We start from the raw sequence: 12403 nt of genomic DNA on the forward strand, positions 1-12403 counted from the left end.
GAGGTCATGGATAATCCTATCGAAAGCCTGTCGTTCGAAGACGCGCTCAAGGAGCTGGAACGGATCGTCGGCCGGCTCGAAAGCGGCGAGGCGACGCTGGACGAATCGATCCAGCTCTACGAGCGCGGCGACCGTCTGCGCCAGCGCTGCGCCGAGCGGCTCGACGCCGCGCAGGCGCGGATCGAGGCGATCCGCCTCGATGCCGAGGGCAAGGCGACGGCGACGCGCCCCTTTGCCGCAGGCTGATCGCGTGACGACGACGCTCGATGCGGCACTGGCGCGCATGTCCGCGGACATCGACGCGCGGTTCGACCGGCTGCTGGCGATCCCCGACGATCCCCGCGCCGATCTGTATCGCGCGATGCGGCATGCGGCGATCGGCGGCGGCAAGCGGCTGCGGCCGCTGCTGGTCGGCGCGACCGCCGATCTGTTCGGCGTCGACCGCGACTGTTCGGGCGACGTCGCGCTCGCGGTGGAGGCGATCCACGTCTATTCGCTGATCCACGACGATCTGCCGGCGATGGACGACGACGACCTGCGCCGCGGCAAGCCGACCGTCCACAAGGCATTTGACGAGGCGACCGCGATCCTCGCCGGCGACTGCCTGCACGCGCTGGCGTTCGAGATCCTCGCCGACCCCAGGACGCACGCCGATCCCTTCGTCCGCGCCGAGCTGGTGATGGAACTCGCGCGCGCCTCCGGGCCGGGCGGCATGGCCGGCGGGCAGATGATGGACCTCGTCGCCGAACGCTCGCGCTTCGATCTCGCCACCGTCACCCGGTTGCAGCAGATGAAGACCGGCGCGCTGATCTCCGTCTCGGTCGAGCTGGGTGCGATCCTCGGCCGCGTGCCGCCGGAGGGGCGGCGCAGCCTGCACGGCTATGCCCACGACCTCGGCCTCGCCTTCCAGATCGCCGACGACCTGCTCGATGCCGAGGGCGACGAGGCGGTGGTCGGCAAGGCGCTGCGCAAGGACGGCGAGGCGGGCAAGGAGACGTTCCTGTCGCTGCTCGGCGTCGACCGGGCGCGCGAGCAATGCCGCATGCTCGTCGACCAGGCGGTACGGCACCTCCACGGGTACGGCGCCGAAGCCGACGTGCTGCGCGAGGTCGCGCGCTACGTCGTCGAACGCGATCGCTGAAGGGGAACGACATGGCAGAGCGGATCGGCGTCTATCCCGGCACCTTCGACCCCATCACTTTGGGGCATATGGACATCATCCGGCGCGGCGCGAAGCTGGTCGACCGGCTGATGATCGGCGTCACCACCAACCCGTCCAAGTCGCCGATGTTCACGATCGAGGAGCGGATGGCGATCGTCCGCCGCGAGGTGGCGGGGATCGGCGGCACGGTCGAGGTCGTCGCCTTCGATTCGCTGCTGATGGACTTCGCCGAACGTCAGGGCGCCAGGGTCATCATCCGCGGGCTGCGCGCGGTGGCGGACTTCGAATATGAATATCAGATGGCGGGGATGAACCAGCAGATCAATCCGCGGGTCGAGACCGTCTTCCTGATGGCCGACGTCGCGCTGCAACCGATCGCCAGCCGGCTGGTCAAGGAAATCGCTTTGTTCGGCGGCCCGATCGGCAAGTTCGTCACCCCCGCGGTCTGCGCCGAAGTGGTCGCCCGCGTCGAGGTGATCGGCCGCAAGGGCAGCTGAGGCCGCTCCGCGCGTTACCCCACGGCAAGGCCATCGGACAAGGTGGCGTGACGAGGCTCGATCGATCTCCCCAACGGCCCGTCACCCCGGACTGGTTCCGGGGTCCACCGGGCCGCAATTGCGCGCTTGCTCCTCAAGCCTCTCTCCTCGCCGCAGGGTGGACCCCGGAACGAGTCCGGGGTGACGACGTGAGTATGATAGCGGATCGACCAGCGGGGCAGCGGCGCGAGACGCAGACCAAGTATCAGGAACGTCTGACCACGTTCAGTTTGGTGCAATCCGCATTTTGTTCTAAGCCGCCGGCACCACCCAAGGTTGGATATTCCATGCGCCCGTTCGCCCGTCTGTTCGCGTTTCTTCTCTGCCTGTTCGCGCTGCCCTTCGCGGCGACCGCCGCCGCGGCGCAGGCGGTGCCCGGGGTCGCCGAACGGGCGACGCCGCCGGCGACCACCGACAAGGAAAACCTCTGGCTGATCGATCTGTCGGACGGCGGCCGGGTGACGATCTGGCTGCGCCCCGATGTCGCGCCGAAGATGGTCGAGCGGGTCAAGACACTGACCCGGCAGGGCTTCTACAACGGCCTGCTGTTCCACCGCGTGATCGACGGCTTCATGGCGCAGGGCGGCGATCCCAAGGGCGACGGCACCGGCGGCTCGACGCTGCCCAACGTCGCGGCCGAGTTCAACTATCTGCCGCACGTCCGCGGCGCGGTGTCGGCGGCGCGTGCCGATGCCGAGAACAGCGCCAACAGCCAGTTCTTCATCGTCTTCCAGCCGCGGCTCAGCCTCGACAAGAAATATACCGTGTTCGGGCGGGTGATCGACGGGATGCAATATGTCGACGCGATCGAACGCGGCGAGCCGCCCGCCAATCCGACCCGGATCGTCCGCGCCTATATCGCCGCCGACAATCCTCCGCCCTATACCGCCGCGGCCGCGCCGGCGCCGGTGACGCTCGGCGCGCCGGTGACGCTGCCCGGTGCAGGCCCGGCCGGCACCGCCGCGCCCAAGCGCGCGCCCGCCGGGGCTACGCCCGCGCGCAAGTGAGGGTCGACCTTTTCGACTTCGACCTGCCGGCCGAGCGGATCGCGCTGCGTCCGGCGGTGCCGCGCGATGCGGCGCGGCTGCTCGTCCTCGACGGCGAGGCGACGCGTGACCTGACCGTCGGCGCCCTGCCCGGCCAGCTGCGCGCCGGCGATTGCCTAGTGTTCAACGACACGCGCGTCATCCCGGCGCAGCTCGAAGGGCGGCGTGGCGATGCGACGATCGGCGCGACGCTGCACAAGCGCGACGGGCCGCGCCGCTGGCGCGCCTTCATCCGCAACGCCAAGCGGCTGCGCGACGGCGATACGATCGACTTCGGCGCGGGGGTCGGCGCGCGCGCCTCCGATCGCGGCGAGGACGGCAGCTTCGCGCTCGACTTCGCCGGCGACGAGCCGGTCGAGCTGCTGCTCGAGCGCGCCGGCCGCATGCCGTTGCCCCCCTATATCGCCGCCAAGCGCCCGACCGACGCGCAGGATGCGACCGATTACCAGACGATGTTCGCCGCCGAACCCGGTGCGGTCGCCGCGCCCACCGCGGCGCTGCACTTCACCCCGGCGCTGATCGACGCGCTCGCCGCGGCGGGGATCGCGCACGAGACGCTGACGCTGCACGTTGGCGCCGGCACCTTCCTGCCGGTCAAGGCGGAGGACACCGCCGATCACCGCATGCACGCCGAATGGGGCCGGATCGACGCCGCGACCGCCGACCGGCTCAACGCGGTGCGTACGAACGGCGGCCGGGTGATCGCGGTCGGCACCACATCGCTGCGCCTGATCGAAAGCGCCGCGCGCGCCGATGGCGTCATCGCCCCGTTCGAGGGCGACACCGCGATCTTCATCACCCCCGGTTACGCCTTCCGCGGTATCGACGGGCTGGTAACCAACTTCCATCTGCCCAAATCGACGCTGTTCATGCTGGTATCGGCACTGATGGGGCGGGAGCGGATGCAGGCGGCCTACGCGCATGCGATCGCCGCGGGCTATCGCTTCTATAGCTATGGCGATGCGTCGCTGTTGCTGCCGGCGCGATCGTGATGCTGCTCGCGCTGCTGCTCCAGGCCGCCGTTCCGGCCTCGCCCGCGCCCGCCGCGCCGGGCCAGCCGCCGGCGACCTTCGTCGTCGAGCCGGTCGGCATGGCGATCGCGGGGTTCGATGCCGACGGCGACGGGCGGACCAGCCGCGCCGAGCTCGACGCGGGCGTGCGCCGCAGCTTCGCCGCAGTCGACAGCGCGCAGGCCGGCGCGATCGGCTATATCGCCTTCGCCGACTGGGCGGAGCGCTGGCTCGGCGATCGCAACGCGCTGCCGAGCCCGTTCGAGGTCGACGGCGACGGCGACAATCGGATCACCCTCGCCGAATTGCAGGCGGCGTTCGCGCGCATCTTCGCGCGGCTCGACGTCGACAAGGACGGCTTCGTCAACCGCAAGGAGCTGCTGACGATCCGCGCCATGGCCGGCCGGACGATGGGGCCGCCCGGCAAGCGCAAGCGCTGAGACCGGTCGACATCCGCTGAGGCTGCGACTCGCTCGAGATCCGTCAACCGGACTGGACTCGAGACGTCTGATAAACGCCCCGTGCTCCTGCGAAAGCAGGAGCCCAGGAGTCCCGAGCGCCATAAGACGTTGCTTTGCTTGATCCTAGGCTCCTGCTTTCGCAGGAGCACAGTACTGCTCAACCGGTGATGCGGACGTTCCGCGAGGTATCGGTTTGATCCGGAGTGACGAAGGAGCGAACGCGCGAAATCTCTCAGGTCGTTCCAGCCATCGTTCCATCGCCTTGCTATCGCACCCCGGCGCTCGACACCGCGTGCCGGCTTCGCCAAAGCGGGACGATCATGTCCTCGCGTTTCGCCTTCACCATCGCCGCCACCGACGGCCGTGCCCGCACCGGCTCCATCCAGATGCAGCGCGGCACGATCCGCACCCCCGCCTTCATGCCGGTCGGCACCGCCGCCACGGTAAAGGCGATGAAGCCGGCGGACGTCGCGGCGAGCGGCGCCGACATCATCCTCGGCAACACCTATCACCTGATGCTGCGTCCCGGCGCGGAGCGGGTGGCGCGGCTCGGCGGGCTCCACGCCTTCATGGGCTGGGAGCGGCCGATCCTCACCGATTCGGGCGGCTATCAGGTGATGAGCCTCGCCGATCTCACCAAACGCTCCGAAGAGGGCGTGTCGTTCAAGTCGCATCTCGACGGCACCCGCCATCTGCTCAGTCCGGAACGGTCGATCGAGATCCAGCGGCTGCTCGGCTCCAACATCGTCATGGCCTTCGACGAACTGGTGCCGACCACCTCGACGCGCGAGGTGCAGGCCGCGGCGATGGAGCGCTCGATGCGCTGGGCGAAGCGCAGCCGCGCCGCCTTCGACGCGGGCGGCGATCATGGCGCCAACAATGCGATCTTCGGCATCCAGCAGGGCGCGCTCGACGAGGGGCTGCGCAAGGCGTCGGCGGACGCGCTCGTCGACATCGGCTTCGACGGCTATGCGGTCGGCGGCCTCGCGGTCGGCGAGGGGCAGGAGGCGATGTTCGGCTGCCTCGACTTCGCGCCCGCGCAGCTGCCGGCGGATCAGCCGCGCTATCTGATGGGGGTCGGCAAGCCCGACGATATCGTCGGCGCGGTCGAGCGGGGCATCGACATGTTCGACTGCGTCATGCCGACGCGGTCGGGACGGACGGGGCAGGCCTTTACCCGCGACGGGCCGATCAACCTGCGCAACGCCAGATTCGCCGAGGACCAGGGGCCGCTCGACGCCGAATGCGCCTGCCCCGCCTGCACGACGTGGAGCCGGGCCTATATCCATCATCTCGTCCGGTCCGGCGAGATTCTCGGCGCAATGCTGATGACCGAGCATAACATCTGGTTCTACGAATGCTTGATGGCGGACCTGCGACGCGCCATTGCAGCCCAGGAACTGACCCCGTTCGCGAACGCGTTCCGCGCGCGCTACAAGCGGGGCAAGGGAGAGTAATATGTCGGATCAGCCCAATGAGATTCTCGCCGCGGCCGCCGCGGCCAAGGCGCAACAGGATGCCGCCGCGAACACGCGCGATCCGTCGACCAAGAGCCATTGGCCGATGCGGATCATCGGTGTCGGCATCGGCTCCGCGGCGGTGGCGGCAGCGGTGCTGTTCGCCAACTCAGGCAAGAAGCGCGACTGACCGTCCCGGAGCGCCGCCTTCGTGCGATTGCAAACTTTGCATGTTGAGCGCTACCATTTGCACTTGCGAGATCGGGTGCTGCGCTGCACAAAGAGCGTGCCTTTCAGGCATCCTCTCCTAAAAACTTTTACGGCCGGTCGTTTCGATCGGCCTTTCTTTTTGTCCCGATCTCCGGCAGGTTCCAGTTACCGTGTCCGGGCGGATCGAAACAGAAACGGCAGGAGAGGAGCCGCCGGCAAGACCGGCAACGGCCCGACCGGTTGGGCGGGGGATCGAGCCTTCGGCTCTCCCCCGCCGCCTGTTCCGGCATCCCAGCACGAGGCCCAATTCCTTATGATCGCAATCGGAACCCGGGTCGATGAAACCGGCACGTTGATCCGCGACGGCGGCGCCTTCTACCTGCGCCGCGATTCGGGCGGACGGTTCGAGCTGGAACTCCATCGCACGCCGGTCGATCTGGTCGAGAAGCGGGTGCGGCTGGTCGGCACGTTGGTCGGGCCGGATCTGGTCAACGCCGACGGCGTGGCCCCGGTTTGAAGACCCCGCCCCCTTCCGACGATTATGCCCGCGGCCGGCGCGACGGATTGCGGCTGGCGCTGGCGATCCTCGCCGTCGAAGAAGCGAAATGGGCGGCGTTGCTCGGCGAGAGCCCGTCGTGGCGGACCAATGCGACGCGCGAGGTGCGCTACAAGACGCTCCAGGTCGCGCAGACCCGCGTGCAAACCGCGCTCAACCGTCTCACGCCCAAGGGCGAAGCGGCGGCGATCGACGCCGAACTCGCCGCCGCGCTCGACAAGCTCGGTCTGTAGCTCAGCCTCCGCCCGGTGCGGCGCGGAGCGTGATCCGGGTGATCTCCGGCGGGCGGCCGAGGCGCAGCGCGAAGCCCGGCCACAAGCCGGTGCCGTTGCTGACGTAGAGCGTCATGCCGTCCACCGCATACCGGCCCGACACGAAGCCGCCGTTCGCGGGCCTGAACAATCGGTCGAGCCCGACGATCATCCCGCCATGCGTGTGGCCGGACAGTTGCAGCGCGACCCCGCGCGCCGCCGCCCGACGCGCATTGCGCGGCTGATGGTCGAGCAGGAGGACCGGCGCGCCCGGCGGGCGGCGCGACAATGCGGCGTCGAGATCGGGGCCGGGCTCGCCATGCGACGGCGCGGAGGCGTCGGTGACCCCGGCGAGCACCAGCCCGTCGCCGCCACGCGCCAGCACGCGATGCGCATTCGGCAGCATGCGAAAGCCGAGCCCGGCGAGGTGCCGCATCCAGCCGCCGTAATCGAAGAAATATTCGTGGTTGCCGGGAATGGCGTAGACGCCATCGGGCGCGCGCAATCCGGCGAGCGGGGCGACGTCGGCGCGGCGCATGTCGACCGATCCGTCGATGAAGTCGCCGGTGACGACGATCAGGTCGGCCCCCGCGGCATTGGTGCGATCGACGACGGCACGGGTCCAGCGTTGCGGAAACAGACGGCTGATATGCAGGTCAGTGAGCTGTACCAGCCGGTAGCCGTCGAACGACGACGGCAGGTCGCGCACCGCGACGGTGATGTCGCGCACCGGCGGCACGCGGATCGCCCCGGCGACGCCGATCGCGGCGAGCAGCGCCGCGACGCTGGCGATGCCATAGCGGGCCGCATCGGGCGCCCCCACCACCTCGCGCCGCACCACCATCGTAGCGAGCGTGCCGAGATCGAGCACGATCTGCAGCAGCGCGAGCAACAGGATGGCGCCGAAGGCCCAGTTGAACAGGATGACGATCGCGCGCGGGAATTCCGGCGCAAACACCGACCCCGACGAGAGGCGGCTCCATAAATGGTATTGCGAGGCGGCGAGCAGCGTCGCCGCGACGCCGCCCTTGGCCCAGAGCGGCAGGGACAGCGGCAGCAGCCAACGGACGATGACGTACAGGGACGGCGTCGCAAAGATCAGGTGGAAGATCGTCATTCTCCTTGCGGCACCGTGCCGCCGCTGCCTCGCAAGCGCCGTCCCGTCGCTCAGCTCGGGTGGGCGGCGCTCTCGGCGGCGGCGTCGCTGGCATCGGTCGGCGTCACCGCGACCGCGCCGACATCCGCCTCGGCCTGTTCGGCGAGCTTCATCTGCTCATAGGCGATCTCGAGATCGGCGACACCCGATCCGGTCGGCTGGATCGGCAGGTCGCCGTAGCTTTCGGCGGGGCCATTCTGATCGGTCGTGTCGGTCATCATTCTCTCCTCGTGCGCGGCGTCAACGCACCGTGCCGGGGACCGGACGCATCGCCCGTCGAACATGGGGAAAATGACCTCTATCAGGAACTTAGATCAGCATGACGCATTAGGGGCCGGTTCGGGAGACGGCGTCGCCACCTCTGGCCTGCCGGCCCCCGGATACTGCCGGGAGCGGTTATGACCCATGTGCTGATCATCGAGGATTCCTATTTGTTCGGCCAGTTCGTCGCCGACGCCGCGGTGCTCGCCGGTGCCGGCAGCACGGAGATCGTGGAGACGCAGGAAGCGGCGGAAGCGGCGGCGCAGCGCTGCATGCCGGGCATGATCATCGCCGACGTCAAGCTCGTCCACGGCTCCGGGGTCCGTGCGGTCGAGCGGATCGCCAAGGGACGCCGCATCCCGATCCTCTACGTCACCGGCTATCCCGAACGCTGCGGCGAATGCCCGCCGGGATCGACGGTGATCGAAAAGCCGGTGTCGCACGATACGCTGCAACGCTCGATCAGCCGGCTGATCGAGGATGAGGCCGCGCACCTCGCGGCGCATTGACGGAGCGGGGTGGAGCCGCCGCCGGCATGATGCGGCGACGGCTCCGACAGTCCTGGAGAACTGCACACGAAGGATCGGGAGAACCCTTCCTGCTGCGCACGGGCTCTAATGGTTAACGGCAGCAAGTCGACCGGAAACGGGCTATGTACGAAACCGTACACAGCGATCGCCGTCTCCGCCCGCCTGCGCGATTGGCAAAGCCGGCGGTAGCGGCTAAGTCGACCGGCGGCGCCGGTTCCCGGTGCCATGATCGCGTCGGTGCCCTTCGCAAGAGGGCGTAAATGGGAATGCGGTGCGGGGCCTCGGCTCCAATGCCGCGGCTGTCCCTGCAACTGTAAGCGGCGAGCGACGGACACATGCCTTCCCGCGGGAAGGCGGCCACTGGCAAGGGTTCGCCCGATCCGGGAAGGCCGTGCCCCGAGCGACGACCCGCGAGCCAGGAAACCTGCCGGCGATAGGGTCGCTCTTGCTTTGGTCCAGGGGATGGCCGGGGCACGGTGTTCCGTCTGAGCGACGAAGACCCATGCGGTTGGCCCGCATCGGTGCGTGGCGCGGGCGACATGCGAAGCGCCCGTCCGTCGCTCGCGCATCGGCGATATGTGGCCCCACCGTGTTCTCGTCGTCGCGGCGCTCGCGAAGGAACATCCGTGGCCGATCCACAGCTCGCCAAGATTCCCGTCACCATCGTCACCGGCTTCCTCGGCGCCGGCAAGACGACGCTGATCAGCCATCTGATCCGCAACGCCAACGGCCGCCGGCTCGCGGTGGTCGTCAACGAATTCGGCACCTTGGGTGTCGACGGCGACATCCTGAAAGGCTGCGCGATCCCCGATTGCCCGGCGGAGAATGTCGTCGAGCTGGCCAACGGCTGCATTTGCTGCACCGTCGCCGACGATTTCATCCCGACGGTGGAGACCTTGCTCGCGCTCGACCCGCGCCCCGACCATATCCTCATCGAGACCTCGGGCCTGGCGCTGCCCAAGCCGCTGCTGAAGGCGTTCGACTGGCCGGCGATCCGCTCGCGCATCACCGTCGACGGCGTCATCGCGCTGGCCGACGCCGAGGCGGTCGCCGCCGGTCGCTTCGCGACCGATGTCGCCGCGCTCGACGCGCAGCGCGCCGCCGATCCGGGGATCGACCACGAGACGCCGCTGGCGGAGGTGTTCGAGGACCAGCTCGCCTGTGCCGACATGGTGCTGCTGACCAAGGCCGACCTCGCCGGGCCGGAGGGCGTCGCCGCCGCCCGCGCGGTGATCGCCGCCGAGGCGCCGCGGCCGGTGCCGGTGGTCGAGCTGACCGACGGCGTGATCGATCCCGCGGTGATCCTCGGCCTCGATGCCGCCGCCGAGGACGACATCGCCGCCCGCCCCTCGCATCATGACGGCGAGGACGAGCATGAGCACGACGATTTCGACAGCCTCGTCCATGAAACCGGCGAGATCGACGATCCCGCCGATCTGGTCGCGCGGATCGAACGGCTCGCGCGCGAGTCCGACGTGCTGCGGGTCAAGGGCTATGCGGCGGTGCGCAGCAAGCCGATGCGGCTGCTCGTCCAGGCGGTCGGCGCGCGGGTGCGGACGCAATACGACCGGCCGTGGCGGTCGGACGAGGCACGCGCCACCCGGCTGGTCGTCATCGCCGAGCACGACCGCATCGATCCCGCGACGATCGGACCCGTGCTGAACGGCTGAGCCGCCACGATGCACGTCGTCTTCCGCGAGAGCCACGGCCTGGAGGAGACCGCGACGCCGCGCGATCTCGGCCAGCGGCCGGCGGATCTCGTCGTCCTGTCCTTCTCCGACAGCGACCTCGGCGCATTCGCCGCGGGCTGGCATGCCGCGCGCGGCGGCGGCGTGCCGTTGCCGTCGCTGCGGCTCGCCAACCTCGCCGATCTCGCGCATCCCCTGTCGGTCGACACCTATGTCGAGCGGACGCTGGCGGGTGCGAAGGGCATACTGATCCGGCTGATCGGCGGGCGGTCCTATTGGTCCTATGGCCTGCAACAGGTCGAGGCGCTGGCGCGGGCGCAGGGGATCGCGCTGGCGGTGCTCGCCGCCGACGGGCGCGAGGACGCCGCGCTGGCCGCCACATCGACGGTGCCGGGCTCGACGCTCGGCCGGCTCGCCGCCTTGTGCGACACCGGCGGCGCGGTCGCGGCGCAGGCGGCTCTGGCGCAGCTCGCGCTCGCCTCGGGACTGGCGGCGGGACCGGTACGCGGCGTGCGTGCGGTTCCGCCGGTCGGCGGCTGGACGCAGGCGGACGGCGTCACTTGCCCCGCGGCGCTAGCGATGCGACCGGAGGCGCGGCCGCGGGTGCTGCTCACCTTCTACCGCTCCTATCTGCTCGCCGCCGATCTCGATCCGGTCGCGGCGCTCGCCGAGGCGCTGGCGGCGCGCGGCTTCGACGTCGTCCCGCTGTTCGCGCCGTCGCTCAAGGATGCGCACGCGCGCGGCTGGATCGCCCGCTGGGTCAAGGCGCTGGCTCCCGTTGCGATCGTCAACGCCACCGCCTTCTCGGCGCGCGACGAGGCCGAGTCGCCGCTCGACGGCGCCGACGTGCCGGTCTTCCAGGTCGCGCTCGCCACCTCGACGCAGGCCGCCTGGGCTGAGAGCACGCGCGGCCTGTCGCCCGCCGATCTCGCGATGCACGTGGTGCTGCCCGAGGTCGACGGCCGCATCTTCGCCGGGATCGCCAGTTGCAAGCAGGATGCGGTGCGCGACCCCGATCTCGATTACGCCCGCCGCGCACATCGCGCCGACCCCGCCCGCATCGCGGCGATCGCCGATCGCGTCGCCGCCTGGGTCGCGCTCGGCCAAGCCGCACCGGCGGCGCGGCGGCTGGCGCTGATCCTCTCCACCTATCCGGGCAAGAGCCACCAGATGGCGCATGCGGTCGGGCTCGACGCGCTCGCCTCGGCGGAGGCGATGCTCGCCGATCTCGCCACGGCCGGACATGCCGCCGCCGCCGGCGCGCCGCTGGCCGCGGCGTTGGCGGCGGAGCGGCTCTGCTGGCCGGTCGTCGCCTATCGCGCCGCGCTCGCCGCCTTGCCGCCGGGGCTGCGCGACGATCTCGCCGCAGCCTGGGGCGAACCCGAACAGGATCCCGCGGTCGCCGACGGCGCCTTCCGCTTCGCCGCGACGCTGCGTGGCGCGACGCTGGTCGCGCTCCAGCCCGAACGTGGCACGCCCGCGACCCGCGCCGACGACTATCACGATCTGTCGCGGGTCCCCCGCCATGGCTATGTTGCTTTCTACCTCTGGCTGCGCAGCCGCGGGTGCCATGCGGCGATCCAGATCGGTGCGCACGGCACGCTCGAATGGCTGCCCGGCAAGGCGGTGGCGCTGTCCGACGCCTGCTGGCCGGAGGCACTGACCGGGTCCTTGCCGATCCTCTATCCGTTCATCGTCAACGATCCCGGCGAGGCGGCGCAGGCCAAGCGCCGCACCGGCGCGGTGACGCTCGGCCATCTGCCGCCGCCGATGATCGCCGCAGACGGCGGCGCGGGTCTCGGCCGGCTCGAGACGCTGCTCGACGAATTCTCCAATGCCGACGGGCTCGACCCGGCGCGGCGCGACCGGTTGCAGCGCGACATCGCCGAGGAGGCGCAGGCGATCGGCCTCGCCGCCGAACTCGATCTCGCCGGCGCGGCCACCACCGCCGAGGCGATCACCCGCATCGACGCTTTCGTCTGCGACGTGAAGGACAGCCGCTTCGGCGACGGCCTGCACGTCTTCGGGCGCGGCGCGTGCGGCGCGGGGGAGCGCGACGGCCTGCTCGCCGCGCTCCCC

The 12403-nt window shown here is 70.1% G+C and carries 15 protein-coding genes and 1 riboswitch; of the genes, 13 read left to right on the top strand and 2 right to left on the bottom strand.

The genetic code is table 11. The features are described 5' to 3' along the window. Nucleotides 1-6: 6 nt before the first annotated feature. From FFS23_RS13475 to FFS23_RS13520, 10 genes are all read left to right on the top strand, one after another. On the top strand, nucleotides 7-246 hold the full coding sequence (locus FFS23_RS13475) for an exodeoxyribonuclease VII small subunit (protein WP_038665424.1): 240 nt from the start codon (nucleotides 7-9) through the stop codon (nucleotides 244-246). Nucleotides 247-283: 37 nt separating this feature from the next. Then, nucleotides 284-1141, top strand: coding sequence for a polyprenyl synthetase family protein (locus tag FFS23_RS13480; protein WP_249340680.1), 858 nt, complete (start codon nucleotides 284-286; stop codon nucleotides 1139-1141). An 11-nt stretch (nucleotides 1142-1152) separates the two neighbouring features. After that, a complete protein-coding gene (gene coaD, locus FFS23_RS13485) occupies nucleotides 1153-1659 on the top strand; it encodes a pantetheine-phosphate adenylyltransferase (protein WP_038665421.1) in 507 nt (168 codons plus the stop codon). Between the two features lie 326 nt (nucleotides 1660-1985). Beyond that, a complete protein-coding gene (locus FFS23_RS13490) occupies nucleotides 1986-2705 on the top strand; it encodes a peptidylprolyl isomerase (RefSeq protein ID WP_137899003.1) in 720 nt (239 codons plus the stop codon). Further along, a complete protein-coding gene (gene queA / locus FFS23_RS13495; protein WP_137899004.1) occupies nucleotides 2702-3736 on the top strand; it encodes a tRNA preQ1(34) S-adenosylmethionine ribosyltransferase-isomerase QueA in 1035 nt (344 codons plus the stop codon). Before FFS23_RS13490 ends, queA begins: the two co-directional genes overlap by 4 nt. After that, on the top strand, nucleotides 3736-4194 hold the full coding sequence (locus FFS23_RS13500) for an EF-hand domain-containing protein (protein WP_137899005.1): 459 nt from the start codon (nucleotides 3736-3738) through the stop codon (nucleotides 4192-4194). The genes queA and FFS23_RS13500 overlap by 1 nt, the downstream gene beginning before the upstream one ends. Before the next feature lie 341 nt (nucleotides 4195-4535). Then, the gene (tgt, locus tag FFS23_RS13505; RefSeq protein ID WP_137899006.1) at nucleotides 4536-5672 is read left to right on the top strand and encodes a tRNA guanosine(34) transglycosylase Tgt; all 1137 of its coding nucleotides are present in this window, start codon (nucleotides 4536-4538) and stop codon (nucleotides 5670-5672) included. A gap of 1 nt (nucleotide 5673) precedes the next feature. Further along, the gene (locus tag FFS23_RS13510) at nucleotides 5674-5862 is read left to right on the top strand and encodes a hypothetical protein (RefSeq protein WP_038665407.1); all 189 of its coding nucleotides are present in this window, start codon (nucleotides 5674-5676) and stop codon (nucleotides 5860-5862) included. A 333-nt stretch (nucleotides 5863-6195) separates the two neighbouring features. After that, complete coding sequence (locus tag FFS23_RS13515; protein ID WP_038665404.1) at nucleotides 6196-6399, top strand: DUF5818 domain-containing protein; 204 nt, start codon at nucleotides 6196-6198, stop codon at nucleotides 6397-6399. Then, nucleotides 6396-6671, top strand: a complete 276-nt coding sequence (locus FFS23_RS13520; protein WP_137899007.1) for a hypothetical protein — start codon at nucleotides 6396-6398, stop codon at nucleotides 6669-6671. The genes FFS23_RS13515 and FFS23_RS13520 overlap by 4 nt, the downstream gene beginning before the upstream one ends. 1 nt (nucleotide 6672) lies before the next feature. On the opposite strand, the gene FFS23_RS13525 is transcribed toward FFS23_RS13520, so the two are convergent. Together FFS23_RS13525 and FFS23_RS13530 are read right to left on the bottom strand one after the other, a co-directional pair. Then, the gene (locus FFS23_RS13525) at nucleotides 6673-7806 is read right to left on the bottom strand and encodes a metallophosphoesterase (protein WP_137899008.1); all 1134 of its coding nucleotides are present in this window, start codon (nucleotides 7804-7806) and stop codon (nucleotides 6673-6675) included. 50 nt (nucleotides 7807-7856) lie between these two features. Further along, nucleotides 7857-8063, bottom strand: coding sequence for a hypothetical protein (locus tag FFS23_RS13530; RefSeq protein ID WP_137899009.1), 207 nt, complete (start codon nucleotides 8061-8063; stop codon nucleotides 7857-7859). Nucleotides 8064-8243: 180 nt separating this feature from the next. Between FFS23_RS13530 and FFS23_RS13535 the strand changes: the two genes are divergently transcribed. The 3 genes from FFS23_RS13535 to FFS23_RS13545 form a co-directional block, all read left to right on the top strand. After that, entirely contained in the window at nucleotides 8244-8615 is a 372-nt protein-coding gene (locus FFS23_RS13535; protein ID WP_137899010.1) for a response regulator, read from the top strand. 239 nt (nucleotides 8616-8854) lie between these two features. After that, a riboswitch (cobalamin riboswitch) is annotated at nucleotides 8855-9082 on the top strand. Between the two features lie 180 nt (nucleotides 9083-9262). Further along, nucleotides 9263-10306, top strand: a complete 1044-nt coding sequence (cobW, locus tag FFS23_RS13540) for a cobalamin biosynthesis protein CobW (RefSeq protein WP_249340679.1) — start codon at nucleotides 9263-9265, stop codon at nucleotides 10304-10306. Between the two features lie 9 nt (nucleotides 10307-10315). Beyond that, the coding region (locus FFS23_RS13545; RefSeq protein WP_171009488.1) for a cobaltochelatase subunit CobN at nucleotides 10316-12403 on the top strand (2088 nt) is incomplete at its 3' end.

This window comes from Sphingomonas sp. 2SG (assembly GCF_005503285.1).
Taxonomy (GTDB): Bacteria; Pseudomonadota; Alphaproteobacteria; order Sphingomonadales; family Sphingomonadaceae; genus Sphingomonas; species Sphingomonas taxi.

What these genes read in the sequence shown, in the direction of transcription:
- FFS23_RS13475 (WP_038665424.1), top strand. Translation starts at nt 7, where the DNA reads ATGGATAATCCTATCGAAAGCCTGTCGTTCGAAGACGCGCTCAAGGAG.
- FFS23_RS13480 (WP_249340680.1), top strand. Translation starts at nt 284, where the DNA reads ATGTCCGCGGACATCGACGCGCGGTTCGACCGGCTGCTGGCGATCCCC.
- coaD (WP_038665421.1), top strand. Translation starts at nt 1,153, where the DNA reads ATGGCAGAGCGGATCGGCGTCTATCCCGGCACCTTCGACCCCATCACT.
- FFS23_RS13490 (WP_137899003.1), top strand. Translation starts at nt 1,986, where the DNA reads ATGCGCCCGTTCGCCCGTCTGTTCGCGTTTCTTCTCTGCCTGTTCGCG.
- FFS23_RS13500 (WP_137899005.1), top strand. Translation starts at nt 3,736, where the DNA reads ATGCTGCTCGCGCTGCTGCTCCAGGCCGCCGTTCCGGCCTCGCCCGCG.
- tgt (WP_137899006.1), top strand. Translation starts at nt 4,536, where the DNA reads ATGTCCTCGCGTTTCGCCTTCACCATCGCCGCCACCGACGGCCGTGCC.
- FFS23_RS13510 (WP_038665407.1), top strand. Translation starts at nt 5,674, where the DNA reads ATGTCGGATCAGCCCAATGAGATTCTCGCCGCGGCCGCCGCGGCCAAG.
- FFS23_RS13515 (WP_038665404.1), top strand. Translation starts at nt 6,196, where the DNA reads ATGATCGCAATCGGAACCCGGGTCGATGAAACCGGCACGTTGATCCGC.
- FFS23_RS13525 (WP_137899008.1), bottom strand. Translation starts at nt 7,806, where the DNA reads ATGACGATCTTCCACCTGATCTTTGCGACGCCGTCCCTGTACGTCATC.
- FFS23_RS13530 (WP_137899009.1), bottom strand. Translation starts at nt 8,063, where the DNA reads ATGACCGACACGACCGATCAGAATGGCCCCGCCGAAAGCTACGGCGAC.
- FFS23_RS13535 (WP_137899010.1), top strand. Translation starts at nt 8,244, where the DNA reads ATGACCCATGTGCTGATCATCGAGGATTCCTATTTGTTCGGCCAGTTC.